Raw genomic sequence first — 25,028 nt, forward strand, 5'->3', positions numbered from 1 at the left:
ATGATAAAGGCCATGCTGTCTAGATTAAAATCTAGACAGCATGGCCTTTATTCATGGTTTTAGTTTGATGAATCTATAAATCACTTTCAATCGCCTTAACTGGGCAAACCTTTACTGCTTCATTAAGTTTTTCCTTATTTACTGTATCTTCATCATAATCCTTAACAAAAGCTTTTTTCCCATCCATTTTAAATACTTCAGGGTAAGTTTTAACACATGAGCTACATCCAATACAAGCCTTTTTATTAATTTCTATACCAACTTTTAATTCTTCCTTATTCGGAATATCTTCATCTTTTATTATTTTATTAGTAATCCAAGAAAATATGATTATAGCTAAAACAGTTAGAACCCAACGTATGATCATAAACTTAGGACCTAGGAATTTTGCCTCGTTTAAAAGCATTGGTATCTTAATTACAGCCCAAGAGCTTAAAATAACTACAATATTTCTTATAGAAGCTCCTTTTTTATGAAGCATTATTGATATTGGGAAGGCAGCATAAATAGGACCTGCTGAAATGCTACCAATTATAAATGATAAGACTAACCCTTTTCCCTTTGCTTCCTTTCCTAAAAGTTGCATTATCTTATCCTTAGGAACCCATAAATCTAAAAGGGCTGTTAAAACAAAAATTACAGGCATTATTATCAACATTTCTTTTATATAATAAGCACTATTTTTGACTGACTCAAAGGCCATTGTTGGCCTAAAAATACTTATTAAAAGGTATACAAGAAGAACTAGTATAAAAAATAAATTATCTTTTGCTTTTTTAATTATGTTCATATAATTACCCCCATTACAAGTGCAATAACTATTGCAAAAACAAAGCTAAAGCCGTTACGAACTAAGGTGAATTTAGTACCAAACTCCTTTTTTTCCAGTGGAAATGTAACAAGTCCAACCATGGTAAGAGTAGTCAAGAAAGCTACTGAAGGGACAGTACCTACTCCTGCATCTACTAAAGTTCCTATCAAAGGAAAGGCTATAAATGCTGGAACGAGGGTAATTGTTCCAAGTAAAGCCGAACCAACAGTTGCCAGAAAAAGAGACTGCTTGCTTACAAAGCTTGCAATTTCTGTAGGGGGTAAAAATGTTAGGATTAGACCTATTGCTAAAATAATAGAAAAAATGCTTATGGCCATACCTTTTCCCATATTAAGTGCCATTTTTAAAGCCTTTTTCGTTTTAGCACCATCCTTTTTAAAGGATATGAAAAGAAAAACAAGAGTAATTAACCATAAAATAATTGTAAATATATCCACTTTTATCGCCCTCCTTTTAAGCTTTTGGTGCTGGTGCTTTTACAACAATGATTTCTAGTGTTTCTTTATGAAGATTTTTTACATTCATTTTTGTCCCCTCTGGAATCTTTAATAAGGTATTGTAGCTGTATTCATGAGCTTCTTGTTCATCTAAAGCTATAGATAGAACTCCTCTTATAACAGTCATATAGACATTGGAGTTTGAATAATGCTCTGGTAAACCTTCATTCTCATTAAAAACCATGTGTAGATAATGTATATTTTCATCGAATATAACTTTTTCTACTGCTTTTTCATTGCCTTTTGATAAATTAAATGTTTTTTCTATCATTCTAAATCTCTCCTTTATTATTTTAAAATTAAACTTTATATTTCAATCTTACCATCATAAAACTAAATACAATAGACACCTATGTTTCTTTTTGTTATAATTAAAATAAAAAGGAGAACTTATGATTAATATATTAGAGAATATATCACTCTTTAGAAATGTAGATACTTTACTTTTAAAAAATGTGATTGGAACCTATAATCTTCAAAATAGAATTTATAATAAGGGTAAAACTGTTCATGACCAAAACGAAGTTTGTTCTGGAATAGATGTAATTCTATCAGGCAAGCTTGTTGCTTACTCTTTAACTAGTCATGGTTCAGAAACAACTGTATTTGAATTTACTAGTGGTGGTGTAGTAGGGGCTAATCTTTTGTTTGGTGATAATAACAAATATCCTTTAAATATTTATAGTATAGAGGAAACTAGTCTGATATATATCCCCAAATCTGCTGTAGACACATTGTTGAAAGATCAGCTTTTTGCAATAGAGTTTATAAAAATTTTATCTTCTAACTCACAAGCTCTTAATAGAAAAATTGCAATATACACCCAAAAATCTTTAAGAGAAAATCTCATAAACTACCTGTCTGCTCAAGCCAATATTCAAAATTCTAAAACAATCTATCTTCCCATAAGTAAAAAACAACTTGCAGACCATCTTGGTGTTCAAAGGCCTTCTTTATTTCGTGAATTAAAAAACATGAAGGATGAAGGACTGATTGAAATTAATAACAGAATAATTACTTTACTGATTTAGTAAACATCTAATATTCTCCACCCTTTACTAGTGATTAATGCCTTTATAAAATATGATTAACGTATAAAAGCCTGTGGGAAAACTCCTGCAGGCATTTTTTTATGTTCTTTTTTAAATAACCTCAACTTTTAGCCTTTCCTGTGGCTATTAAGTAGGAGGTAGTGCTATATGAAAGAAATAGAAAATAAAAAGACAAGTAAAATATCCAATGCAATTTTAGAAGAGGAAAATTTATCTACAAGAATATCTGATGATCAGCTGCAAGGAGAATTTAACTATTCACAGGCTGAAAAAATCTTAAAAAAAATGTTTAATAAGGGGCTAATAGACGAGGTGGAATTTAACAAAATTACTGAATTAAATCGTGAAACGTTCTCACCTATTTTAGTAAAGATAATGCCCTTAAATCGTTGATATATAAGGGTTTTAACCGTAACATGTGACCTAGCAAAGAGGAGGTGAGACAGTGATAAAGATAACAAAAATTGAAGCAAATAGACCAGATCCGTTTGCTAATCCCAAATTAAGGGTTGCTGCTTATTGTAGAGTATCTACAGATAGTAATGAACAACTTGAAAGCCTAAAAGCACAAACAACTTATTATGAAAAACATATAAAAGCTAATCCTGAATGGGAGTATGCAGGTATTTATTATGATGAGGGGATTAGTGGCACTAAAAAAGAAAATAGAGAAGGTCTACAAAGTCTTATAGCAGCTTGTGAAAATAAGCAAATTGATTTGATAATTACAAAATCTATAAGTAGATTGGCTAGAAATACAATGGACTGCCTTGAGATGGTTAGACAGTTAATTGAAATTGGAGTGTTTATATATTTTGAAAAAGAAAATATTAACACCCAGTCCATGGAAAGTGAGCTAATGCTTTCTATCTTAAGTAGTCTAGCAGAGAGCGAGTCAACATCCATTTCAGAAAACAATAAATGGGCAGTTCAGAAACGATTTCAAAATGGGACCTTTAAAATAGCATATCCACCATATGGCTATGAAAATATAGATGGGTAAATGGTAGTAAATAAAGAGCAGGCTGAAATAGTAAAGTACATTTTTAGTCAAGCTTTAGCTGGTAAGGGAACTGGGAAAATAGCTAATGCACTTAATAATAGAAACATTCCTTCTAAAAGAGGAGGCAAATGGTCAGGAACTACTATTCGTGGAATTTTAGTAAATGAAAAATATGTAGGTGACGCTCTTTTGCAGAAAACATACACAGATAGTAGTTTTAATAGACGTACCAACTATGGAGAGAAAAATAAGTACCTTATTCAAGATCATCACGAGACAATTATAAGCCGAGAGGATTTTGAAAAGGCTGATTTAATCTTGGAACAAAGAGCAAGGGAAAAGGGAATTGAAAAAAGGAATTCAAAATATCAAAACAGATACAGCTTCTCAAGTAAGATAATTTGCTCCGAATGCGGAGGGACCTTTAAAAGAGGAATCCATTCTACAGGCAAAATCAAATATGTAGCGTGGACCTGCAATACGCATCTGACGCATAAAGAGGAATGTTCCATGCTCTTTATCAGGGATGAGGATATAAAGAATGCTTTTATAACCATGATGAATAAGTTAATCTTTGGCAAAGATTTTATTTTAAAACCTCTCTTTAATAAAATTAAAATAATGAGCAAATCAGGCAACCGTTCAAAGATTGAGACTCTAGAAAAACAAATTGAAAGCAATAGAAAGCAACAAGATTTACTAGTAAGCCTTATGGCCAAGAAATATTTAGAGCCAGCTCTTTTTAACAAGGAAAAGAATAAACTTCAAATGGAGGAAAATAACCTTATAGAAGAAAAAGAAGGTCTAATCCAAGACTTAAATGGAGAGTTATCAAAAGGACAGGAAGTTAGTAGTCTAATAAAATATACAAATAAAACGGCTATGTTAACAGCTTTTGATGATGAAGCTTTTATTCATCATGTGGATAGAATTATAGTTTTTCAAGAGAAGAGATAGGCTTTGTTTTAAAGTGTGGAGTTAGACTTAGGGAAAGGATGTGAGGTTTATGGGACATACACCTTATGGATACAAGATAGAAAATGGTGCAGCTTTTATTGATGAGGAAAAAGCTAATAGGATACAAGCCTTTTTTAAGGAATATTTATCTGGACTATCCTTAAGTGCTGCAGCTAAGAAGGCAGGTATTAATGCTTACCATGGGACAGCGGGAAATATGCTAAGAAACAAAAAGTATCTAGGAGATGGATTTTACCCAGCCATAGTTGACAAAGAAATATTTGAACAGGCGGAAATTGAAAGGCAAAAAAGAGCCAGGAAGCTAGGCAGAGTATATGAAAGTAAAGAGCAAGAAAAGCCAGAGCAAGAGTTTGATTTTACTATAGGTTCTATAGATGAAGATTATGAAGACCCTTTTACTCAAGCTGAATATGTTTATGGCTTAATAAGAAGAAAGGAGCATTCAAATGATACCTAATAGGAATGTAGTTATTATTCCATCAATGAAGCGATCTGGTAATAACGGTAATAAAGATGAAATACCTAAACTAAGAGTAGCTGCATATTGCAGAGTTTCCACAGATAGTGAAGAACAGTCCAGCAGCTACGATGTGCAAATAGAGCACTATACTGAATTTATTAAAAAGAAAAATGAAGGACATCTTCCCCAGTATTATGTTGAAAATAGCCATGAATCGATTATTCCCAAAGAATTATACTTGCAAGTTCAGGAGGAAATTCATCGAAGAAGCAATATCTACACAGGAGAAGGCAAGAACAAACGAATTTATAGTAGTAAGTACGCATTAAGTGCCATCACCTTCTGTGGAGATTGTGGCGATATTTATAGACGGGTCTATTGGAATATCCACGGAAGAAAAGAATTTGTCTGGCGATGTGTGACTAGAATCGAGCAAGGTCCTGAAGTTTGTAAGAACCGAACCGTAAAAGAAGATGAGCTCTACGGTGCTGTAATGACCGCAATTAATAAGCTGCTTGCAGGTGGGAACAATATGATAAAGACACTGGAAGAGAATATTCATGCGGTGATTGGCGAAACCACAGAATACCAAATTTCAGAGATTAACAACTCACTAGAGGAAAAACAAAAAGAACTCATCAAGCTGGCTAATAAGGGGCAAGACTATGAACACTTGGCAGAAGAGATTGATGAGCTGAGAGACAAGCGACAGACCCTTTTAGTAGAAGATGCCTCCCTTAGTGGCGAGAACGAGCGAATCAATGAGTTGATTGAATTTATCCGCAAGAACAAATTCCGCACCTTAGAATATGACGATAAGCTTGTAAGGAAGATAATCCAGAACGTTACAGTCTATGAAGACCACTTCGTCATATCCTTTAAATCTGGTATTGAAATGGAAATATGAAAAACAGAAGTAAATAGCCCATGACTCTGAAGTAGAGTTGTGGGTTTTCTTATGCTTGCTGATTATAATAATATTTTAATAACTATTGTGTTTATCAACCAAATGGTTTATAATATTCTTAGCGTAAACTTGGAGGTGCTGTATGACTACGGCAGAAATGATTAAAGAACTGTGTGAGCAAATGAATATAAGTGTTTCCGAACTTGCTAGACGTATCGGACAGACTCCACAGAATTTCAATAAAAAATTACAACGAGAAACAGTAACCTTGGATGAGTTGAAGGCCATAGCTGACGCCTTGGATATTAAATTTGAGCAGGTATTCACTTTGCCTGATGGCAATGAAATAAAGACTGGTAATGAGTAAAGGAGGTGGCCTGATATGATGATCAGTCCAGAAAGTTATTATGAAGAGTACCTTAAAGGAAAAACTAGAGAACAGATAGTGTCGACGATCCGGGGACTTAAGCAAGAAATAGGTCGCCTTAAAAATACGATGGAAAGCCCTGAATATGGCATTAAAGAAATCGTGCATCCGAGTGAAGATACGCGTCTGCACTGTACTCGTGAATACCTGGAAAGAGCGAGACAAGCCTATGCTGAAGCTAGTGGGACTTATACCTTATCAAAATCAGAACAAAAGGCTGCTGACTTTAATGCGAATATAGATGCAATCTGCAAGATTACATTTAGCATCGGAGGCTTCTTTGGAGGCTACCGGAGCTATGTTGTAGAACTAACAGATGGATTGAAAGCCTATACAAAAATATGGGAAGGTGAAAAACTACTCTCGCTATGGGATGAGTATAACGAAGAGCCTTTTAGAAAGGACACTTTTATTGATGTACTTAAGGATCTTCACATTGGTGAATGGCGTAGACGATATTCTACTGAACGCTTCGGATACACGGTATGTGATGGTACCCAATGGGAGTTAGAATTTGAATACAACAATGGCTATAAGCCAGTAAGATTTAATGGTGACAACTCATACCCTTATAACTTCGATAAGTTCCAGATGCTATTTGGTATTGAGGAAGCTGGGGAGGAAGAAGATGATGAGTAGGTTTACAATTTATTTGGCTCAAATTGAAAGGAGGCAAATATTTGGAATGTAAGTTATATTATCCACAAAATGAGGAATTAATCGTTCTTACATATTATAAAAAATGGGAGAAAAAAATAAAATACATTGAAAAAAGTTACAGTTCATTTATGGGGTCATATGTAGTGTTTTTTCATCTATTTGATGCAAGCGATCGGGAAACAATTAACATATATCATGATGATGAGAAAATTTTAGATTCAATTATTCGGGAGGCAGTTTATGAAAACTATATTGATTTATCTAAGTATTATCAATATGATCAGCTAGATCTGGATACTTAATAGAAGGACCGAATAAACAAATTTAGAATAAAATTTAATTGAAGGGGTGTTTAGATGGGAAAAGATGAGACCATGAGAGATAACATAATAACAGAATGGATTATTTCTGGAAATCCTAAAAAGTATAATGTAGTTGGTGCTTTTCATGAACTAGGTAAAGTAGATTGGAAACAGAGTACGAATATTTCTGAAGGTGATATCGTTTATATTTACGTTTCTGACACAATCCAAGCGGTACGTTTTAAATGCAGAGCAAATAAAGTTAATATGAAACAGCCGGATATTGATGATAGTAAATTTGACGTTTCAGGGGAATTTGACGGAACTTATGGAAGATACATGGAACTGGAAATGTTAGAGGAATTTCCAGAAACATTATTTTCTAGAAAGATATTAGAGAATTATGGATTTTCTTCACCACAGAGTCCAATACGACTTCCTGTACAATTGAAAACATACATGGACTTGATTCAAAAATTAAGGGATTCTGAAGAAATGGATCCTGATAAACACGATGGTACTTATGAGCTCGTTAGAGAAACTATAAGGGCTTATTCAGAAATGGATGATCTAAGTGTTTGTGATTACAATGACTTAAATCTTGTTTATCTTATGACGGTAGGTACATGGAAGCACAAAGTCTTATCAAAGAAGAAAATTATTGATTCTAGTAATCTTCCTGGAAAAAGTAAAGAGAAACTTAAGGCCTTACTTGATCTTATTTGGAAAAGAGCTCAAAACAAAGAGTATACAAATAGTGATGGGTCTTTTGGAATGTTTGGCACTGGTTTTTTTTCATTTAAGGGAAAGACAGATAAAGATTCTCCTCAAAAATTTATAAAAGCCTGTGTAGACATACTTGATATTGAAGATGATGATCAGATTTTCGATAGATTTGAAAAAGTGTTGGATAAAAAATATCATGGTATGAAAGCCGCATCTGCATCAATGGTATTACACTGCTTAAAACCATTTACATTTCCTATTTTCAATAGCAATATGGGTTCTGACAATATATACGTTTATCTTGGAATTGATCTAGATAAGAAAACAGAAGTACATACTTATATAAGGAACTGTCGCCAAGTAAAAAAATACAGAGACGAAAAATTTAATATAAAGAATTATAGAATTTTTGATATGGCTGCTTGGAACATAGGAAAAGAACACTCACAGACAGATATTGACTATATTGGTGTTCTTGATTATTTGGATAACAACCGAGATATTCCTTACTCAAATCCTGAAGCTCAAGGTGTTGAAGAGAAAGAAAAACAACGTTTACTAGAAATTAAACATAAAGGTCAGGCTACAGTAGCTGAAATGAAAAAAATGGTTGCTATTTGTAACGAACGGTTTGGGTTAGATAAATGTGAACCCATGTCATGGCTTGACGGCTCAAACACAAAAACAAGAAGATATCTAAGGGCCCAGATGAAATATGGACAGTATGGGGATAATCCTATTAGTATCTCGATCTTTGTAGAGTTATCTGATGAAACTAATAAAAGTAGGTATCGTTTTAGTTTGGAAATAAAGAATGACAGTTCGGATAAGTATCAGATGAAAAAATATCATAGTTTTTTGGATTTGCCAGTTGATAAAGAAAACTCTCTTGTTTATGTTTCTGGAAGTAATGAATTTGGTGCCACAAAGGTTTTAAGTGAATCTGTAGATGAAATAAATCAGAAAATTGCTGATGGTGTTTATAAAAAAGTTCAACTTTGTAGAGTCCAAGAGTGGGTGGATGAATTAACCAATGATGATTATGAAAATGTAATGTTTGAGGCGATTGAATCATTGATCCCTTACTATGAGCACGTTCTAGGAATCGAAAATATAACATACTGGCCAAGTTTAGAAGAATATAATCCCAATATTAGTAAAGATGAATGGTTAAATATTTTATTAGACGAAGGAATCACTAGTAAAGAAGATTTAAAAATGTTCAAGTGCATGCTTCTAGAGGGAGGAGAATCAACATGTGCGAATCTCGCTACAAGGCATGGTAACACTGCTTCATCATACAATATGAGAGGAAGCAATTATGGCAAGAAAATTGTAGATGCAATCGATCACGTCACACCATGCCCGGATGGAGAAAAAAATAGATATTTTCCAATTCCTTTTGTGGGAAGAAATGTCATAGAAGATGGGAATAAAAGATATTCATGGAAGCTTAGGGATGAGTTAAAGGAGGCATTAGAAGAGATGAACTTATCAAAAATGGATCTAACCAATTTGGAAGCTCAAGACATTGAGTATGATAAAAATCTAATACTATATGGACCTCCTGGAACCGGAAAGACATATCATTCTGCCACATATGCAGTAGCAATTTGTGACAATAAGTCTTTGGATGAGTTAACCGATTATGATGCTGTCATGAAACGTTACAATGAGTTAAAGAATGAGCAACGTATTGTGTTCACTACATTTCATCAATCATATGGGTACGAAGAGTTTATTGAAGGTATTAAACCTGTGATCTCAGATGAACGTTCTGATGGTAGCGGAGATGTATCTTATAAAGTTGTGCCAGGCATATTTAAAAGATTCTGTGAAACTGCAAAGAAAACAAAAGTGAAAATGGATAAATTTGATATACCAGAAGATGCATCGGTATGGAAAGCAACAGTGCGTACTTCTGTTAGTGAAGACTGCTTTAAGAATAATCGTGTACGTATTGATTGGGGGATAGAGAGTAAAGGTGCTTCAGCATTTGTTAATGACATGAAACTTGGTGACATTATTATAACTACAAATGGTTCGAGAAGTAAGATAAATGGTATTGCCGTTATCACAAAAGATGAAGCATATTCTCTTGATAGCGAAGATGATGCAACTACAAGAGATGTAATGTGGCTAGCAACACATATAGATGAAGATATAAAAGACATTAATATGAATAGGATGTTGCATAGGATGACCGTTGCCCGTGTTCCAGCCATGCAGGTTAGTGACATCGTCTCCTTAGCAAAAAAATATAACTCTGATCTATATAACACTGAAATTGAGCAAAATGAGAAACCATATGTATTTATAATAGATGAAATTAATAGAGGAAATATATCAAAAATCTTTGGTGAATTGATCACCCTTATAGAGTGTACAAAGCGAGAAGGAATGCCAGAAGCTACTGAAGCTGTACTACCTTATTCAGGGGATCCTTTTAGTATACCTAAAAATGTTTATATACTTGGAACGATGAATACTGCTGATAGATCCATTGCTCTGATGGATACAGCACTAAGAAGAAGATTTAGCTTTTTAGAAATGATGCCTGAAACGGAAATATTACGTTCCATAGGAGCAGACAAGGTTGGAGATCTAAATGTAGCAGATATGCTTGATGTAATCAATGAAAGAATTGGTTTTTTGTATGATAGAGAGCATACAATTGGCCATGCATTTTTTACAGATTTAAAGGATGACGCTTCAATTGAACGATTGAAATGTATTTTTGAAAAATCAGTAATTCCTTTATTACAGGAGTACTTTTATGAAGACTACCAAAAAATCCAGATGATCCTGGGTGATGATGGTAAAGAAAATCCTGACTTGAAATTTATAAAAGATGAAAAAGTGATTGCAAAGAATATTTTCAAAGGTAATGTTGAAGATATTATAGATTTGCCAGAAAAGAAATATTCTATTAATAAAGAAGCATTGTCCAATATTCAAAGCTATATAGAGATACTGTAAAGTGTGGTGAGAAAACATGGGTAAACCGTTTGAGGTAAGAGAATATGATTCAATTATCTGCAATAGTGATTATAAGAATGAAAATAAATACAAGTACCTCATTAAAAAGGAATTTGATAACATAGAAACGTTTATCTATGAATTTTCGGGAAGTAAAGAAAATGCAGATGTATTAGATTTTATGCGTATAGGGTATCGAAGAAATGTTGGTGAGACAATTACCATCAAGAATTATGTTGGTCTAATTCAGATGAAGGATGGGTTTCAGGTTCAAGTTCTACCAAAGATTTCATTTGGAGATGGAGAAGATCCAGGAAATGTTAAGACTAAGAGAGTTTTTCTGCGCATGTTACGTAGCATGAAAGACTTTCCAAGTAAGGTTTTTAATGACGCCAGTCTTAAAATAGATCATATGAATCTATATGAAATTTTTATTAATATGTATCTACAGGAAGTTCGTCATTTGGTGAAACGAGGCATTAAGTCAGCTTATATTTCTCAAGAGGATAATCTGCGGTATTACAAGGGAAAGCTTCTGGTAGGACAGCATTTACGTAACAATTTAGTGCATAAAGAACGTTTTTATGTTGGGTATGAAGAGTTCTTAATGAATAGGCCAGAAAATAAGCTGGTGAAATCAACTTTAGAAAAACTGCAGAAAATAACTACCAGTGCAGAAAATTCAAAAGAGATAAGACAGTTACTTACTGCTTTTGAGTTGGTTGAATCATCTGTAAATTATCAAAAGGATTTTTCTAAAGTAGTTATAGATAGGAATACAAAAGACTATGAAATGTTAATGCAATGGTCAAAAGTATTTCTAATGAATAAGAGTTTTACTACCTTTTCTGGTGCTACAACATCAAGAGCTTTACTGTTTCCAATGGAAAGTGTATATGAAAGTTATGTAGCCCAACAAATGAAAAAAGCATTTCGGCCAAGTGGCTGGGAAATATCAAGTCAAGATAAAGGGCATTATCTGTTTGTAGAACCGAGAAGACAATTTGCATTACGACCTGATATTGTTCTTAGAAGGAATGATCGTACAATAATTCTGGATACTAAGTGGAAAAATCTTATTAATAATGAAAGAGTCAATTATGGGATTTCTCAAAGTGATATGTATCAGATGTATGCTTATTCCAAAAAATATGAAACAGCTGAAATATGGTTGTTGTACCCGATTAACGACGAAATGAGAAATACGAGTCATATAAAATTCGATAGCGGTGATGGGACGACTGTAAATTTGTTTTTTGTTGATGTAGCAGATATTGAGTTAAGCCTCGCGAAATTAAAAAGCATATTAGAAGTAGAATAATAAATTATAGTGGGTTACAAGTGAACATGACCAGCACCTAGAAAATAGGTAGTTGATAAGTTCCCCCAAACGACAGTCAATCTTGGATATGTTCCCTAATATGCATCTCGATAAAAATGGGACAAAAATTGGTCTCAAAAAATTGACTAAATAGCTATAAAGTCCTCTCAAGGCACGTTGAAGCAGTAATTCTGATGACGTATTGTGGTGATGAGGGGAAATAATAGAGAATGACCACAACATATGGTGGTTTGAGGGTAGAATTTGGGTCAAAAAACGGTGTCTTTTCACCGGTTTTTGACCCTTTTAAATAGGGCATATTTGGGGAGGAAATGGTTATATTTGATTGATATATTGATAAGGGAATTATATACTATAGAATAAGTTATATCGAAGTAAAGTTAAAAGATCAGGGGGTATTAAATGGATTTTCAACATGAATCATATATAGTTCTTGATTTACCAAGTCCAGTAAAAGAAAAAATATATGATATTAGAGACTATCATAAAGATACACTGAGGGCCTCATTACCGGTTGAAATAACTGTGGCTGGTTCAAGTGGTGTTGGGGTAATTGAACCTGGACAAGATAAGGAGGTAGTTTTTAATACGATAAAAAACATAGCAATGAACACAAGTCCAATACTTGCTTCATTTGAAGAAGTATTAAGGTTTCCTGGTACAGACTTATTTGTATTTACCCTAAAGAACGAAGAGAGATTTAGATTGTTACACGAAGAAATAATAAAATCTGGTATTAAATTTAAGCCTAATAAATTTCCATATAGGCCATATTGTACCTTAAGAAGCAGAACTCCTATATCCGACAAAGAAGTAGAAGAAATCATGGGAACTAAGTTATCGGATGAATTCATACTTGATACAATTTCAATCTACATGGTTGATAAAATTCCTTTGAATAGATTATATACTGTTAAACTTTCAGGGAAATAATAATAAATTATTAAATAACAATATTTATATAATGTACATCAGTAGGTTGTTGTTAATTATATTATATAATCTTGAATACTAAAATTATAATGAGTAGTAAACATAAAGGTGGTGCCTCTTTTTTTTATGTCTAAAAACAGAAAGAGAGAAATGAGAACAATGTCAAAATTATTTATGTATGGAACATCCTTGGAAGGAATAGAGCAATTGATGGTTATGGTTCCTAATTTCCAGCCAAGGAGAAGTGGTATAGTGATCAATAATTATTTTAACTGCGAAGGAGGTGCTAGAGAATGCAATTGTAATGTTAACAATAGCTGGCATAAATGTGGATACATTGGTTCGGATTTGAAAATTAATGTGGATAGATGTAGATATACGAATCTAGTCAGAGTATGCTTTGGAAAGATAAATAATTATTTTTTAAAAGAAAGATTAAAGAATTTAACAAATAATTTTAAAGGTGAAGTATTTTTAAATCAAAATCATAAAAAAAAATTCTAATAGTTTGATGAATTGGATAAGAAAATGTTATATAATAAAGTAAAAGCAAAAAAAATTGTCTGAAGATAATAAACATTAGGGAGGTTTGGTTTTGAATATAAATCAAAAAGGTGAAATTCTAATTTATCAAACTGAAAAAGGCGAAACTAAGATAGATGTTTATATGGAAGATGGTACTATATGGCTTACACAAAAAAATATTGCACAATTATATGGGAGAAATGTAAATACTATCAATGAACATATTAAAAATATTATTTCAGATGAAGAATTACAAGAAGATTCAACTATTCGGGAATTCCGAATAGTTCAAAATGAAGGTGGTCGTGAGGTTACAAGAGATATAAAATTCTATAATCTTGATATGATTCTAGCTATAGGTTATAGGGTTCGCTCCAATGTGGGGATTCAATTCAGAAATTGGACAAGTAAAATTTTAAAGGAATATATGAAAAAAGGATTTGTAATGAATGATGAAAGGTTAAAAAACCCTAAAAAATTTGGTGATGATTATTTTGATGAACTAATAGAAAGAATACGTGATATTAGGGCATCAGAAAAAAGATTTTATCAGAAGATTAAAGATATATATAGTTTATCTGTCGATTATAATCCTGCTACAGAAGATACAAAGATTGTGAAGACCTTCTTAAGAACAATATTATTGATGAGTATGAACTTGGAGAAGCAGAAGATATTGTAATAAGTAAGCATAAACCAGTTTGTATTAATAAAGTAGGTATATCCGTGCTTGATGATGTTGGGGGATTAAGTGGATTTGCAGATTTACTAGGAACTATCTATGAAGGAGAAGATAAGGAAGAAGTATTTAGTGCTCGTGCATGGGCAAAGAGCCTGGGATGGAGTGCTACAAAAGTTTCTAATAAAATGATGTTATAACTATAAATTGGGTTGCAAAAACATGCATATGAATTGCATAGTAAAGGGAGGATTTTAAAGTAGATAAAACAACTCCGGAAAAAGCAATGAAAGAATTGACAATTATATTAATGTATTTATCAAGATTTAATGAAGGCAACTGTTTTGATTTAAGCATGGATATGACTTGGAAAGGGTACAATTTTGATATTATTAATGAGTTGGATGAAGAGGATTATATTATGCAGGGGAGTTATCGTTCCAAGTCTGTTGCAATAACTGAAGAAGGTATAAGATTAGCACAAAGTCTTTTGAATAAATATAATATAAAGGATTGGTAATAATCATAGAAATATAAATTGTAATGAATAAAGCCTTCAAAAGATATATTTTGAGGGTTTTGTTGCTTACAATTTGAAATAATTGAAAAATATATAGTATGGCTGAATTATTTGAAAAGAAATTATAGAGAGTCAAAATTAGTAAATAAGATACCAAAGTTTTATATTTTCTAAGTGGATATTAAAGCTTTTTCTAAGGGATACACCTTACCAACAAAGGGGGTAATATCTCCCTACAACATCATTATTGACCTCTCAAGGCAGGTTGAAAGGATTTTAAAGGTAAAAAGCTTATAAAAGCAAGAAATGGTAAAAAATATATTTTTGAAAATAGCTGTATATCATTTATACATAATTCACTAATGGGTGATAAAAGCTAAGATAATTATATCGTAACAGAGATGAGTAAAATGGCTAAGGGAACCATACTGACACCAGAGCAGCAATTGGAACGCCGACGTGAAATAAAAAACACTACACTACAGCTTTTTGCAAAAAAGGGTTTTCGTAAAACATCCATGCGTGAAATCTCGAAAGCTCTTGGCATGGGAAAATCAAGTATATATGATTTTTTTGAATCTAAAGATGAAATAGTAGTGTTTGCATTTGAAGAAACAATGGTTGCCGTTGTTGAGAAAACTAAAAAAATATCCGCATCAGACTTGCCACCGGATGAGTCATTGCGTGAGATTATGCGAAATGATCTAGCCTACACAAAGGAAAACAAGCACTTAATCGGATGGTTGAATGCGGAAGTAAGTTATTTGGAAAAACCATACCAAAAGCGATTGCATGATGTCAGGCATCAATATCAAAGTATCATACAGGCTGTCATAGATAAGGGGATAAATTTAGGGTTATTCCGAGAAACTAACTCACTACTAGCAACAAAGTTACTTATAAATTCTATGATTTCTATCGCCTATACTTCCCGACTAACCGGAACTATGGAAGAAATGTTGGAAGAAGCCATGAACATTTTTTTATATGGCATAGAAAATACAAATAAATAAAAAACTTCAAATACTTGCAAAGGAGGTTTTATAAATGAATAAAATATATACTTTGCCACTTTTTGATGAACTAGCGACACTTGAAAACGTTGGTGGAAAAGGAATGTCACTTTCTAAGCTAATTGAGGCTGGTATACCTGTGCCGGATGGTTTCCACGTTACCACCGATGCTTATAAACAGTATATGAATGATAATGAAATCAGTGATTCTATCACTGCACTACTTGATAGTACCGACCCAAGTGATACTAACGGGCTTGAAGCGGTATCACAAAAGATTAGTGAATTATTTGTTAAAGGTGTCATTCCAAGCGAAATAGAAAAAGAAATCATATTTTCCTACAACCATTTGGGGACTACCCCTGTTGCCGTTCGTTCCTCCGGTACTGCCGAGGATTTGCCAGGAGCTTCTTTTGCAGGTCAACATGAAACCTACCCTATTTCTTTTCTACATTGTATTAAAGGTTGACTAATGGTTAAATCTTTGTCATCTATTTCATCAAGTAGGCTTTCAAGTTGTCTGCACCGTGTTGGATTTTCCGCCTTTTTATTCGGAAAAAAGAGTTGGTCTACAGACACATCTAAAATGGTAACAAGTTCATAAAAAACTTGCAGGCTTGGGTGCTGTCCACTATTTTCAATAGATGCAATATATTGAGGTGCAATGTTCATTTTATCTGCTAATTGATTTCTCGACATTCCCTTTGTATTTCTTGCTTCCTTTATAGCTTGACCCAAAGCTTTGAAATCGTATTTTTCAACTTTTTTCTTCATATTTTAGTTCACCCTGCTACATTTTACAGTTCAACCTTTAGTCTTGAATATGAGTGGATCTATGTCAATACTTTGGACAGAAATTTAGGTTTTTATTGAATTCCCGCCATCATTAGCAATCCAAACATAAATGCTTGTGATTTATCACCCGTAGGCCATAAACTAAAAGTAAGCTATGTTTTGCCTGGTAATGGGATATTGTAGCATTTACTTATCAAGCCCCGTTGGGTCGCTAACACCTACTTCTGGCTTAAAGTCTAAATCAAACTATGCTGCTCTACATATTTGTTCAAACTTATCTGGTGTCATATAGTTAATTGATGAATGAATTCTTTTTCTATTATAAAATCCTTTAATGCACTGAAATAACACTAGATTGGCATGGTCATAATCTATAAATGTATTCAGGTATACACATTCCTTTTTCAGTAATGCATGGAAGCTCTCTATGCAGGTATTATCATAGGGACAGCCTTTGGCACTGTATGATAATTTAAATGCACTGGATTCTACAGCTTCACGATATTCATTAGATGTATATTGCGAACCCCTATCTGAGTGTATAATTAGAACCTTATCAGGCTTTTGTATTGCTATGGCATTGTCTAATGCCTTTAATACTATAGATGTATCCATGGTCTTTGAATAACTATATCCTACTATTTTTTGAGTATGCAAATCTAAGATCGATGCTAAGTAAGTCCATCCATCTTTTATAGAATGTATATAGGTAATATCAGCTGCCCATTTTTCATTTATTTTAGTTGTTGAAAAGTCTCTATTTAACAGGTTTTCACCTTTATCATATACCTTATTCTTGGATTTATAGGGTTTATATTTCTTTATTACAATAGATTTTATGCCAAGATATTTCATATGCCTTTGGACTCGTTTAATACTAATCTTTTCATAACCAATTTCTTACTGCTGTTACACTTATGCTATATTCACTGGCTACATCCTTTGGTGCTTGTCCTGATATTACTAATTCGGCAATCATTGTTTTAAATTCATCTGTATAGATTTTTCTTTTAGATATTTTACGGAAACTTCCTTCCTTAGTTTGAGTATATATAAAACCTTATTTAGTGTCCATACCTATATACTAACACCATATCTCGAAAAGGACGTCGCTCGGCGATTGCATGTGCAACTTCATAATCTGAATGAGCCATATAAAGAGGTTTTTACTTTACGAGTGTTCGGAGAACTGCCATTCTCACAAATCGGTGAATTGTTTGGGAAAACTGATGGTTGGGCTAGACTAGTTTTTTACAGAGCAAAAAAATAATTACAGGGGCCGATGATCGGAAATATCATGGCAAACTTTATGTAATCTTAGAGCATGATAAATTTGTTGTAAGAATAGATATCCACCATTAAAAGACCGTTGAATATTCTTATCAATTTGCTTTGATTGATTATATTTCACAAGAACATCCCTATTTTGTTCATTTTTCTTCTTATTTAATCCATCAATATATTTCTTTATATTTCTTTGCCCATTCAATAGAATCTTGACCATTTAATTTTTCCTCTAGATCCTTAAGGGTGCCAAGTTTTTCAACAATTTTAGTAGTCCATTTATTTCCTTCTACAATATCTTTAATTACATAAAGAGAAGTAGCATTTTTTGATTTAGAAAAATATAGTCTCATAATGGTAGAACCTCCAATCTATTACATTACAACAGATTACGATAAACTACGCAAGAATTGTTTTTTAAGTTTGACAAAAAAATAAAGCCATCTCAATGACTTTAGCGATTATTTTTATGGTCAACTGTCAAAGACCCGAGAAGTCAAACAATTTTTAAATTGCTTATTGATTAACAATCTTAGTTAATGTATACTATATATACTAGATTAACTTTCTGTTAATCCTTAAAATACACAAAAACAGTAATGAACATGGAGGTATGTAATTATGGACAGATTAAAAGGTAAGGTTGCATTGGTAACAGGTTCAACAAGTGGTATTGGTATTGGAATCGCAAAGGTGTTTGCAAGAGAAGGTGCTAAGGTTGTTGTTACTGGAAGAAGAGAAGAAAAAGGACAAGTTGTTGTTGATGCCATTACTAAAGAAGGCGGAGAAGCGGCATATTTATATAGTGACATCACTAAACCTGAATCTATAAAAGATTTACTTCAAGGTGTTGTCGATAAATATGGTAAATTAGATATTTTGGTAAATAATGCTGCCAATGTAACCCTTGCTGATGGGACAATTGAAGAGCTTACCACTGAAATGTGGGATGCTATAATGGAAAGTGATTTAAGAAGTGTATTTATAGCAACTAAGGAAGCGATTCCTCACATGAGAGCAAATGGAAAAGGTTCCATTATAAACATTGGTTCTATGGCTTCTTGTGCAGGAGACTTAGGAACTTCAGCATATGCTTCTGCAAAAGCAGGTGTAAATCTTTTAACTGAATCTACTGCCGTACAGTATGGAAAGGAAAATATTCGTTGCAACTGCATTCGCCCAGGTCTTATTGTAACACCTGAGAACAAGGAGCAACTACCTCAGTTGTTAATAGATATATTCATGAGCAATATTCTTGTTAACAGATATGGTAATCCTGAGGATATTGGAAACCTTGCTCTGTTTTTAGGTTCTGACGAAAGTGAGTATATTACAGGTCAAATTTTAAACGTAGATGGTGGAAGCAATGCTCATGCGCCAACTGTAGCTCAGTTTAGAGAAGCCGGCTCAAAAACTTGGTAAGAAATAGCTAGGTTAATAGTATAATTTATTGATAAGAGTTACCGTGAGGTAGCTCTTTTTTTATACCGAATATTAAAAAAGGTAAATAAATAATTTAACCTACTTAGTCTAAATACACAAAATAAGGTAAAGGCATACATTCACCTTACTTTTTAATTAAATACTTCTTATTAATTAAACAATAATTAAGTTTTATTTTATTATTGATTTGAAAATAAGTTAAGTATATCTCATCTTTGACAGTTGTGAGACAATAAAACCCTGAAACCTATTGTAATTACAATAAATTTCAGGGTTGTTATATATTTTAAAAGTGTCTAATATTTTTTTTGGTTTCTATAAAATATTTTTCGTTTGCTTTATAGATAGAATTTCATGGCATGTATATTTTTCCCCAATTTTTTTTCAAGGAGACGATATATGATAAGCGAAATAAAACAGGTAGTAAAATGTGCAATTATTCTATGATCACGACTTAAATATACAGGTCTGGCTACCTTTCACGGAGGAATTAATTGGTTTGAACAAGAAAGATACTATGAGATGATAGGGGGATTCTATCTTTATGATACCAAATCGGAAGACTATCAAATTAAGATAGTAAATAAGAATAATGTTGTTACCAAAGAGCAAAATGACTTTATAATTCATAGTGAAAAATACTTCCTACAGAGTGACCCTACAAATGATGTGCTGGCATTTGGAAACTTTTCAGGCATAGATATGCCTATAGCTTGGACTAGAAACTATGGGCAGGGAAGAGTTTTTTATACAGCCTTAGCACATACAGTGGAAGAATTATTTAGCGAAGAAAGCTTAGAAATGATATTAAATGGAATAGATTGGTGTGCAGAAAAAATTATTTAATTATAAGGATGGTATGAATATGTTAAAAGATTTACTAATAAAGCGAAGAAGTATAAGAAATTTTAGGTGTCGAGAAATATCAAATGATATAATAGAATCAATACTTGAAGCAGGGAGATTGTCGCCTTCTGGAGGAAACGAACAGCCTTGGATCTTTGGAGTGATAACTGATAGGAATGTGATTGACATCGTTGCTGATATTACTTACAGTCAAAAGTGGATTAGATCAGCTCCTTTATTAATAGTATTGGTAACTAGATTAGTTGAGGATGAACGTGGAGAAAGAGATATCCATAAGTCTCGATTCCCACATTGGGAAAAAGAAATTGAAAATATGGATAAAGATTTGTTCTCCTGTCTCAATCTTGAGGAGCATCAAACCAAAATACCTGGTACTCATATGGTACTTCAAGCCCTTGAGTATGGCACTGGTTCAACATGGATATAGCATTTTGATGTTAAGATGCTGGGGGAACTGTTAGGGTTACCTAACAATCATATTCCATCAGAAATCATAGCCTTCGGCTATCCCGAGAAGGAGACAACTTGTAGGAAGAAAAAAGATTTAGAGAAAATTGTATTTTTCAATAAGTACAATTAAATGGGTTATACCAGACAATTTTTTAGCAATACATCTTTTCACCAAGGGGATACTATATCCTTACGACATCATTACTGTCATCTCAAAGAAGTGGCACATTATATTGCGAGTATCAGGGTGATAGGATAATACTAGGTGGAAAGGCAGTCTTATACTCTATTGCCGAGATAGACTTTTAATGGAGGAGTGTGTATTTACTTCGATAGATTATATGATTCCAGGTATTACCAAAAAAACCAGTGATTTCCTGTATGAACCAGATGGTGACAGCTATGGGCTAGTCAATGAATTGGAACAGTGGCTTGAGTACATGAATGGGCAAGGAAATACTTTGATTTATAAGGCAATGATAGAATTTATGTAGATATTTTATAAAAATGGTTGAATGTTAGGATTGTTGAAAATATAATCTGACGCCAAGGGGGTAATATCAACCTACGACATCTTTATTGACTTCTCAAGGCATGTTGAGACGGTAGTGTTGATGTCAAGGATAGAAAAGTAAGTTAAGTAAAAAATGATTTCCGTGATTTTGAATCTACTTTTGAGTTAGAAGGATAATCACGGATTTTTGCTTTGTATAAAGTATCTAGGAAAGGTAAAAAATACTAACGATAATCAAGATGAACAAAATAAATAATTGAATTATTTATTAAATAAATATAATATAATATATAAGTGTCTGATATATAAATTTTGTGGATTGCTCAGAAATGCGTGTAACTTTGTGCATCATAGTTACAGCTTTGAAGAAGTAGGTTAGCTTTATTAAGATTATAGAAAAAGTAAGGGGAGTATAATGGCATTAGTTCAAAAAGATTTAAAAATAAGCAAAATAAAAGAATTATTTACTATGGATTTAATTTTGCCTTCATATCAGAGACCATATAGTTGGAGTGTCAAAGCAAGTAATACATTGTTTAATGATACATTTCAGGCTTTTAAAAATGGAATTAAGGAATATCGCCTTGGATCAATAATTTTACATAAAGAAGAAGCTGAAAAGTATAGTATTGTTGATGGACAACAAAGGCTTACGACTTTATCAATTTTGATTTATTGTTTAAGATATGATGAAAATGGTATATTGAAAGAAAAATATAGTGAACTGTCTGATGAAAAAGGTATGTTGAAAGAAAGATATAGTGAACTATCTGAGAGGAATATTATCAGAAATTTCAAAGTATTAGATAGAAGAATTAAGGAATTAAAAGATGATGAACTTCGAGACTATGAAGAATATCTACTAAATCAATGCACAGTCGTTCAAATTGTCACTGATAGCGAGCAAGAGGCATTTCAATTTTTTGACTCACAAAATTATCGTGGAAAGGCATTGTCACCTCATGATTTATTGAAGTCATATCATCTAAGAGAGATGGATAGCGAATCTGAAAAGCAAAAAGTTGAAATTATAAAGCAGTGGGAAGAGATTAAGCAAGAGGATTTAGATGATCTATTTAAAATTTATTTATACCCATTAACTCAATGGTATAAAAGAAAAGAAGGTTTAGGTTACTCTTCAAGTAAAATTGACTCCTTCAAAGGAATTAAGGAAGTAAGTTTCAAAGGAATTGAGGCAGCAAGTGTCTACAATTATTTAACCTACCATACAGCTAGTAATTTATATGTAGAAGAATATGCTAATAATGAATGGCATAACTTAAAATACTTGAATCAATTTCAATTAACGCAACCTTTAATAGCAGGGAAAAGGTTTTTTAATTACACACTTCATTATGAAAAATTATTAGAGAAAATACAAAAAAAGCTTGAAAATTATCTTAAAGAAGATCAAGTTCCAAGCAAACGTTCTGGTGATATTTATATTAAGCAGTTGTATGAATGCTCGTTATTATTCTTTGCAGATAGGTTTGGGCTTGAGAGCCTAACTGAATCTGTTATGAAATTACTTTATTCATGGAGTTACTCATTAAGATTGACAATGTATGCAGTATATCCGAAGACAATCAATAAATATGCAATAGGGCAACATAAAAGAGCAAATTATGGAATTGATATGTTTTCCAAAATTAGTGAAATGAGAAATCCAGAAGAATTAAAGTTGCTTGTGCTTGAACGACCAAAGATTGATGAGAAGAATAATAATAGAGAAAAATATAAAGCAGTGTATGATTTATTATGTGAGTGGAATGGATGGTGTGAAAATGAAGGATGATTTAAAAGAAATATCTGTATTACACATATTTGATGAGGAAAATTATCTAGTGCCGATTTATCAACGTAATTATGCTTGGAAGGAAACTCAAATAGTACAATTAATTGAGGATATAGAAAGCTCTAAAAGTAACTATTTTTTAGGAAACTTAATTGTGAACCAAAGAGATAATAATGTTTACGAAGTTATTGATGGTCAGCAAAGACTAACAACTTTATACCTTCTAGAAAAATATCTAGGGATAATACTTAGAAAAGAAGCTTTTCGTTTCGAGGCACGTGAAATATCAAACCGTACCCTTTCTTACCTTACAGATAGTAAGCATGAATCAATTGAAAAATTAATACGAGCAGAGAATTTGGAAGACTTATCAGCAGAAATTTTGAATGGTTTTAAAATTATAGAAAACTATTTTAAGATGAAAAATATTGATAAAAAGAAATTTATTAAAAAGTTAGAGCAAGTTTTTCTTATAAAAATTCAAGTCCCAAAAGATATCGACTTAAACCATTATTTTGAGATTATGAATACACGTGGAGAACAATTGGAAGTTCATGAAATAGCTAAGGCTAAATTATTAGAAGTACTTGAAGATGATGATAGAAAGGCTGCTTCTTTGATTTGGGAAAAATGTTCTGATATGAGTTTGTATGTTCAGATGCAATTCGATGTGAACATAAGAAATAGCATATTTAACAAGGATTGGAGTGACCTATGTGAATCAATTGAAAATTTTGATTCAATAAAAAAAGAAATTTCTATAGACGAGAAGCAGAGTGGTAAAAAATCTTTGATTGATATATTGAAAAGTAATGAATTATCTAGTGATTCTCAATATGAATATGAAAGTGAAAATGAAAATGAACGTTTTGAATCAATTCTCTCATTTCCTGATTTCTTATTGCAGGTAAATGCAGTTATGAGAGAATATGAAGAAGAGGATGTAAGCCTTGACGATAAAGAATTCCTTAAAAGTCTATCGTGGATATGGCTAGCAAATGAAAAAGAAAAAGCAAAAGAAAATGCAAAAGATTTTTTATTTAATTTGCTGAAGTGTAGAGTCTTATTTGACAAGTATATTTTGAAACGTGAATTTACTAAAGACTATAAAAGTACTGGAAGATGGTCTTTGCAAACCCTAAAGAAAGATGATCACATAGCTAAGTACAAAGCCACTTTAGGTAATGAAGGCGATAATAAGAGGCTAAGAACTCTTCAATCCTGCCTGCGTATTACTTATACATCAGCAAAAACTATGCACTGGATTACCCTTGTTTTATCCAACTTATTGAAGAATGAAAAAACCGATATTATAAATATACTAGAAGATTATTGCAGGGGTAAAGTTATTGAGTCAGATTTAGAAAATAGCAGTGGATTTGGATTTAAAGGAATTGTATTTACTTACCTCGATTATTTAATATATAGGGATGGCTATTCATACAAAGGGGAGAAAATTATATCAGCAATGCAAGAAGATTGGCAATTCCAATTTAGAAACTCGATAGAACATTTTTATCCACAACATCCAGTTGAAGGAGAAGTTTGGGAATATGAAAATTTAAATGGATTTGGAAATCTAGCTTTAATAACAGTATCTGGAAACTCCAGTCTCTCCAATTTATCTCCTGATAGAAAAATAGAAATAGATAAAAATATTATCAAACAAAGCTTAAAGTTGAAAATTATGGCAAAGATGACAAGTATGGGTAATGGTAAATGGACAAAAGACAAGTCAGATGATCATAAAGAAAAGATGTTTGACATTTTTAGAAATGATATTTCATACCTAAAAAGTAAAGGGGAAAGATCTAGATTATAGAATATAGTATAAAGCCTTACTTTGATTGATATGAGAGCACTAAGGCAAAGCTAGTCACATAGGTATAGCCTTATTCATAAGTAATATAGATAAAATAGCAAACAATGTAGCGATTATAGGATGATTTTGCTTCATTAATTCTATAGATTAAAGGTTTAAGTAACTTATATATAGATGTATATGTTATAATATATAAGTAGTTAGTAAAATAAATAGTTAAAAT

At 32.4% G+C, this 25,028-nt stretch carries 31 protein-coding genes; 25 read left to right on the forward strand and 6 right to left on the reverse strand.

Features of this window, described 5'->3' with window-relative positions; genetic code table 11:
* Positions 1 to 73: 73 nt before the first annotated feature.
* The 3 genes from RR561_RS01430 to RR561_RS01440 form a co-directional block, all read right to left on the reverse strand.
* Complete coding sequence (locus tag RR561_RS01430; protein WP_332505653.1) at positions 74 to 790, reverse strand: permease; 717 nt, start codon at positions 788 to 790, stop codon at positions 74 to 76.
* Complete coding sequence (locus RR561_RS01435) at positions 787 to 1,173, reverse strand: permease (RefSeq protein ID WP_332505654.1); 387 nt, start codon at positions 1,171 to 1,173, stop codon at positions 787 to 789. The genes RR561_RS01430 and RR561_RS01435 overlap by 4 nt, the downstream gene beginning before the upstream one ends.
* A 112-nt stretch (positions 1,174 to 1,285) precedes the next feature.
* Positions 1,286 to 1,600: a cupin domain-containing protein gene (locus RR561_RS01440; RefSeq protein WP_058258301.1), complete on the reverse strand. Its 315-nt coding sequence runs from the start codon at positions 1,598 to 1,600 to the stop codon at positions 1,286 to 1,288.
* A 121-nt stretch (positions 1,601 to 1,721) separates the two neighbouring features.
* On the opposite strand from RR561_RS01440, the gene RR561_RS01445 reads away from it, so the two are divergent.
* The 18 genes from RR561_RS01445 to RR561_RS01530 all read left to right on the forward strand — a co-directional run bounded on the left by RR561_RS01445 (position 1,722) and on the right by RR561_RS01530 (position 16,304).
* Positions 1,722 to 2,360 (forward strand): Crp/Fnr family transcriptional regulator, encoded by a 639-nt coding sequence (locus RR561_RS01445; RefSeq protein WP_106776106.1) that lies wholly within the window; start codon positions 1,722 to 1,724, stop codon positions 2,358 to 2,360.
* A gap of 168 nt (positions 2,361 to 2,528) precedes the next feature.
* Positions 2,529 to 2,774: an SHOCT domain-containing protein gene (locus tag RR561_RS01450; protein ID WP_332505655.1), complete on the forward strand. Its 246-nt coding sequence runs from the start codon at positions 2,529 to 2,531 to the stop codon at positions 2,772 to 2,774.
* Between the two features lie 52 nt (positions 2,775 to 2,826).
* Positions 2,827 to 3,384: a recombinase family protein gene (locus RR561_RS01455; RefSeq protein ID WP_332505656.1), complete on the forward strand. Its 558-nt coding sequence runs from the start codon at positions 2,827 to 2,829 to the stop codon at positions 3,382 to 3,384.
* Positions 3,385 to 4,341: a recombinase family protein gene (locus RR561_RS01460; protein WP_332505657.1), complete on the forward strand. Its 957-nt coding sequence runs from the start codon at positions 3,385 to 3,387 to the stop codon at positions 4,339 to 4,341.
* A 49-nt stretch (positions 4,342 to 4,390) separates the two neighbouring features.
* Positions 4,391 to 4,819: a recombinase gene (locus RR561_RS01465; protein ID WP_332505658.1), complete on the forward strand. Its 429-nt coding sequence runs from the start codon at positions 4,391 to 4,393 to the stop codon at positions 4,817 to 4,819.
* On the forward strand, positions 4,809 to 5,729 hold the full coding sequence (locus tag RR561_RS01470; RefSeq protein WP_332505659.1) for a recombinase zinc beta ribbon domain-containing protein: 921 nt from the start codon (positions 4,809 to 4,811) through the stop codon (positions 5,727 to 5,729). The genes RR561_RS01465 and RR561_RS01470 overlap by 11 nt, the downstream gene beginning before the upstream one ends.
* A 142-nt stretch (positions 5,730 to 5,871) precedes the next feature.
* Positions 5,872 to 6,096: a helix-turn-helix domain-containing protein gene (locus RR561_RS01475; RefSeq protein ID WP_106776109.1), complete on the forward strand. Its 225-nt coding sequence runs from the start codon at positions 5,872 to 5,874 to the stop codon at positions 6,094 to 6,096.
* Positions 6,097 to 6,174: 78 nt separating this feature from the next.
* A complete protein-coding gene (locus RR561_RS01480; RefSeq protein WP_332505660.1) occupies positions 6,175 to 6,795 on the forward strand; it encodes a hypothetical protein in 621 nt (206 codons plus the stop codon).
* Positions 6,796 to 6,836: 41 nt separating this feature from the next.
* Complete coding sequence (locus RR561_RS01485; RefSeq protein ID WP_106776110.1) at positions 6,837 to 7,118, forward strand: hypothetical protein; 282 nt, start codon at positions 6,837 to 6,839, stop codon at positions 7,116 to 7,118.
* 54 nt (positions 7,119 to 7,172) lie between these two features.
* Positions 7,173 to 10,823 (forward strand): AAA family ATPase, encoded by a 3,651-nt coding sequence (locus tag RR561_RS01490; RefSeq protein WP_332505661.1) that lies wholly within the window; start codon positions 7,173 to 7,175, stop codon positions 10,821 to 10,823.
* A gap of 16 nt (positions 10,824 to 10,839) precedes the next feature.
* Positions 10,840 to 12,144 carry an McrC family protein gene (locus RR561_RS01495; RefSeq protein ID WP_106776111.1) on the forward strand — a complete coding sequence of 435 codons (1,305 nt, stop codon included), beginning with the start codon at positions 10,840 to 10,842 and terminating at the stop codon, positions 12,142 to 12,144.
* Positions 12,145 to 12,567: 423 nt separating this feature from the next.
* Positions 12,568 to 13,098, forward strand: coding sequence for a 2'-5' RNA ligase family protein (locus RR561_RS01500; protein ID WP_106776112.1), 531 nt, complete (start codon positions 12,568 to 12,570; stop codon positions 13,096 to 13,098).
* A 126-nt stretch (positions 13,099 to 13,224) separates the two neighbouring features.
* Positions 13,225 to 13,602 carry a hypothetical protein gene (locus RR561_RS01505; protein ID WP_242969012.1) on the forward strand — a complete coding sequence of 126 codons (378 nt, stop codon included), beginning with the start codon at positions 13,225 to 13,227 and terminating at the stop codon, positions 13,600 to 13,602.
* Between the two features lie 91 nt (positions 13,603 to 13,693).
* Positions 13,694 to 14,305, forward strand: coding sequence for a virulence RhuM family protein (locus RR561_RS01510; RefSeq protein WP_242969013.1), 612 nt, complete (start codon positions 13,694 to 13,696; stop codon positions 14,303 to 14,305).
* Between the two features lie 44 nt (positions 14,306 to 14,349).
* On the forward strand, positions 14,350 to 14,502 hold the full coding sequence (locus tag RR561_RS01515; protein WP_170062423.1) for a hypothetical protein: 153 nt from the start codon (positions 14,350 to 14,352) through the stop codon (positions 14,500 to 14,502).
* 86 nt (positions 14,503 to 14,588) lie between these two features.
* Entirely contained in the window at positions 14,589 to 14,822 is a 234-nt protein-coding gene (locus RR561_RS01520; RefSeq protein WP_106776113.1) for a DUF6429 family protein, read from the forward strand.
* A gap of 410 nt (positions 14,823 to 15,232) precedes the next feature.
* The gene (locus RR561_RS01525) at positions 15,233 to 15,835 is read left to right on the forward strand and encodes a TetR/AcrR family transcriptional regulator (RefSeq protein ID WP_106776114.1); all 603 of its coding nucleotides are present in this window, start codon (positions 15,233 to 15,235) and stop codon (positions 15,833 to 15,835) included.
* 34 nt (positions 15,836 to 15,869) lie between these two features.
* Positions 15,870 to 16,304, forward strand: a complete 435-nt coding sequence (locus RR561_RS01530; protein ID WP_106776115.1) for a PEP/pyruvate-binding domain-containing protein — start codon at positions 15,870 to 15,872, stop codon at positions 16,302 to 16,304.
* On the opposite strand, the gene RR561_RS01535 is transcribed toward RR561_RS01530, so the two are convergent.
* The gene (locus RR561_RS01535) at positions 16,268 to 16,609 is read right to left on the reverse strand and encodes a helix-turn-helix transcriptional regulator (RefSeq protein ID WP_332505662.1); all 342 of its coding nucleotides are present in this window, start codon (positions 16,607 to 16,609) and stop codon (positions 16,268 to 16,270) included. The genes RR561_RS01530 and RR561_RS01535 overlap by 37 nt on opposite strands.
* A 267-nt stretch (positions 16,610 to 16,876) precedes the next feature.
* On the reverse strand, positions 16,877 to 17,527 hold the full coding sequence (locus RR561_RS01540) for an IS3 family transposase (RefSeq protein WP_332505826.1): 651 nt from the start codon (positions 17,525 to 17,527) through the stop codon (positions 16,877 to 16,879).
* Between the two features lie 229 nt (positions 17,528 to 17,756).
* On the opposite strand from RR561_RS01540, the gene RR561_RS01545 reads away from it, so the two are divergent.
* A complete protein-coding gene (locus tag RR561_RS01545) occupies positions 17,757 to 17,900 on the forward strand; it encodes a sigma factor-like helix-turn-helix DNA-binding protein (RefSeq protein WP_330403896.1) in 144 nt (47 codons plus the stop codon).
* 184 nt (positions 17,901 to 18,084) lie between these two features.
* Here the strand turns inward: RR561_RS01545 and RR561_RS01550 are convergent, their stop codons facing one another.
* A complete protein-coding gene (locus RR561_RS01550) occupies positions 18,085 to 18,267 on the reverse strand; it encodes a hypothetical protein (protein ID WP_207654542.1) in 183 nt (60 codons plus the stop codon).
* A gap of 268 nt (positions 18,268 to 18,535) precedes the next feature.
* Here RR561_RS01550 and RR561_RS01555 point away from each other — a divergent pair, with 268 nt between their 5' ends.
* The 6 genes from RR561_RS01555 to RR561_RS01580 all read left to right on the forward strand — a co-directional run bounded on the left by RR561_RS01555 (position 18,536) and on the right by RR561_RS01580 (position 24,805).
* Complete coding sequence (locus RR561_RS01555) at positions 18,536 to 19,336, forward strand: SDR family NAD(P)-dependent oxidoreductase (RefSeq protein WP_106776118.1); 801 nt, start codon at positions 18,536 to 18,538, stop codon at positions 19,334 to 19,336.
* Positions 19,337 to 19,879: 543 nt separating this feature from the next.
* Positions 19,880 to 20,203, forward strand: coding sequence for a ThuA domain-containing protein (locus RR561_RS01560; RefSeq protein WP_242969014.1), 324 nt, complete (start codon positions 19,880 to 19,882; stop codon positions 20,201 to 20,203).
* A 19-nt stretch (positions 20,204 to 20,222) separates the two neighbouring features.
* Positions 20,223 to 20,651 (forward strand): nitroreductase family protein, encoded by a 429-nt coding sequence (locus RR561_RS01565; protein ID WP_242969015.1) that lies wholly within the window; start codon positions 20,223 to 20,225, stop codon positions 20,649 to 20,651.
* 331 nt (positions 20,652 to 20,982) lie between these two features.
* Positions 20,983 to 21,168, forward strand: coding sequence for a hypothetical protein (locus RR561_RS01570; RefSeq protein WP_146130756.1), 186 nt, complete (start codon positions 20,983 to 20,985; stop codon positions 21,166 to 21,168).
* A gap of 435 nt (positions 21,169 to 21,603) precedes the next feature.
* Entirely contained in the window at positions 21,604 to 22,983 is a 1,380-nt protein-coding gene (locus RR561_RS01575) for a DUF262 domain-containing protein (RefSeq protein ID WP_332505663.1), read from the forward strand.
* Positions 22,973 to 24,805, forward strand: coding sequence for a DUF262 domain-containing protein (locus RR561_RS01580; RefSeq protein WP_332505664.1), 1,833 nt, complete (start codon positions 22,973 to 22,975; stop codon positions 24,803 to 24,805). Before RR561_RS01575 ends, RR561_RS01580 begins: the two co-directional genes overlap by 11 nt.
* Positions 24,806 to 25,028: the final 223 nt, after the last annotated feature.

This window comes from Peptostreptococcus sp. (assembly GCF_036639115.1).
Classification (GTDB): Bacteria; Bacillota; Clostridia; order Peptostreptococcales; family Peptostreptococcaceae; genus Peptostreptococcus.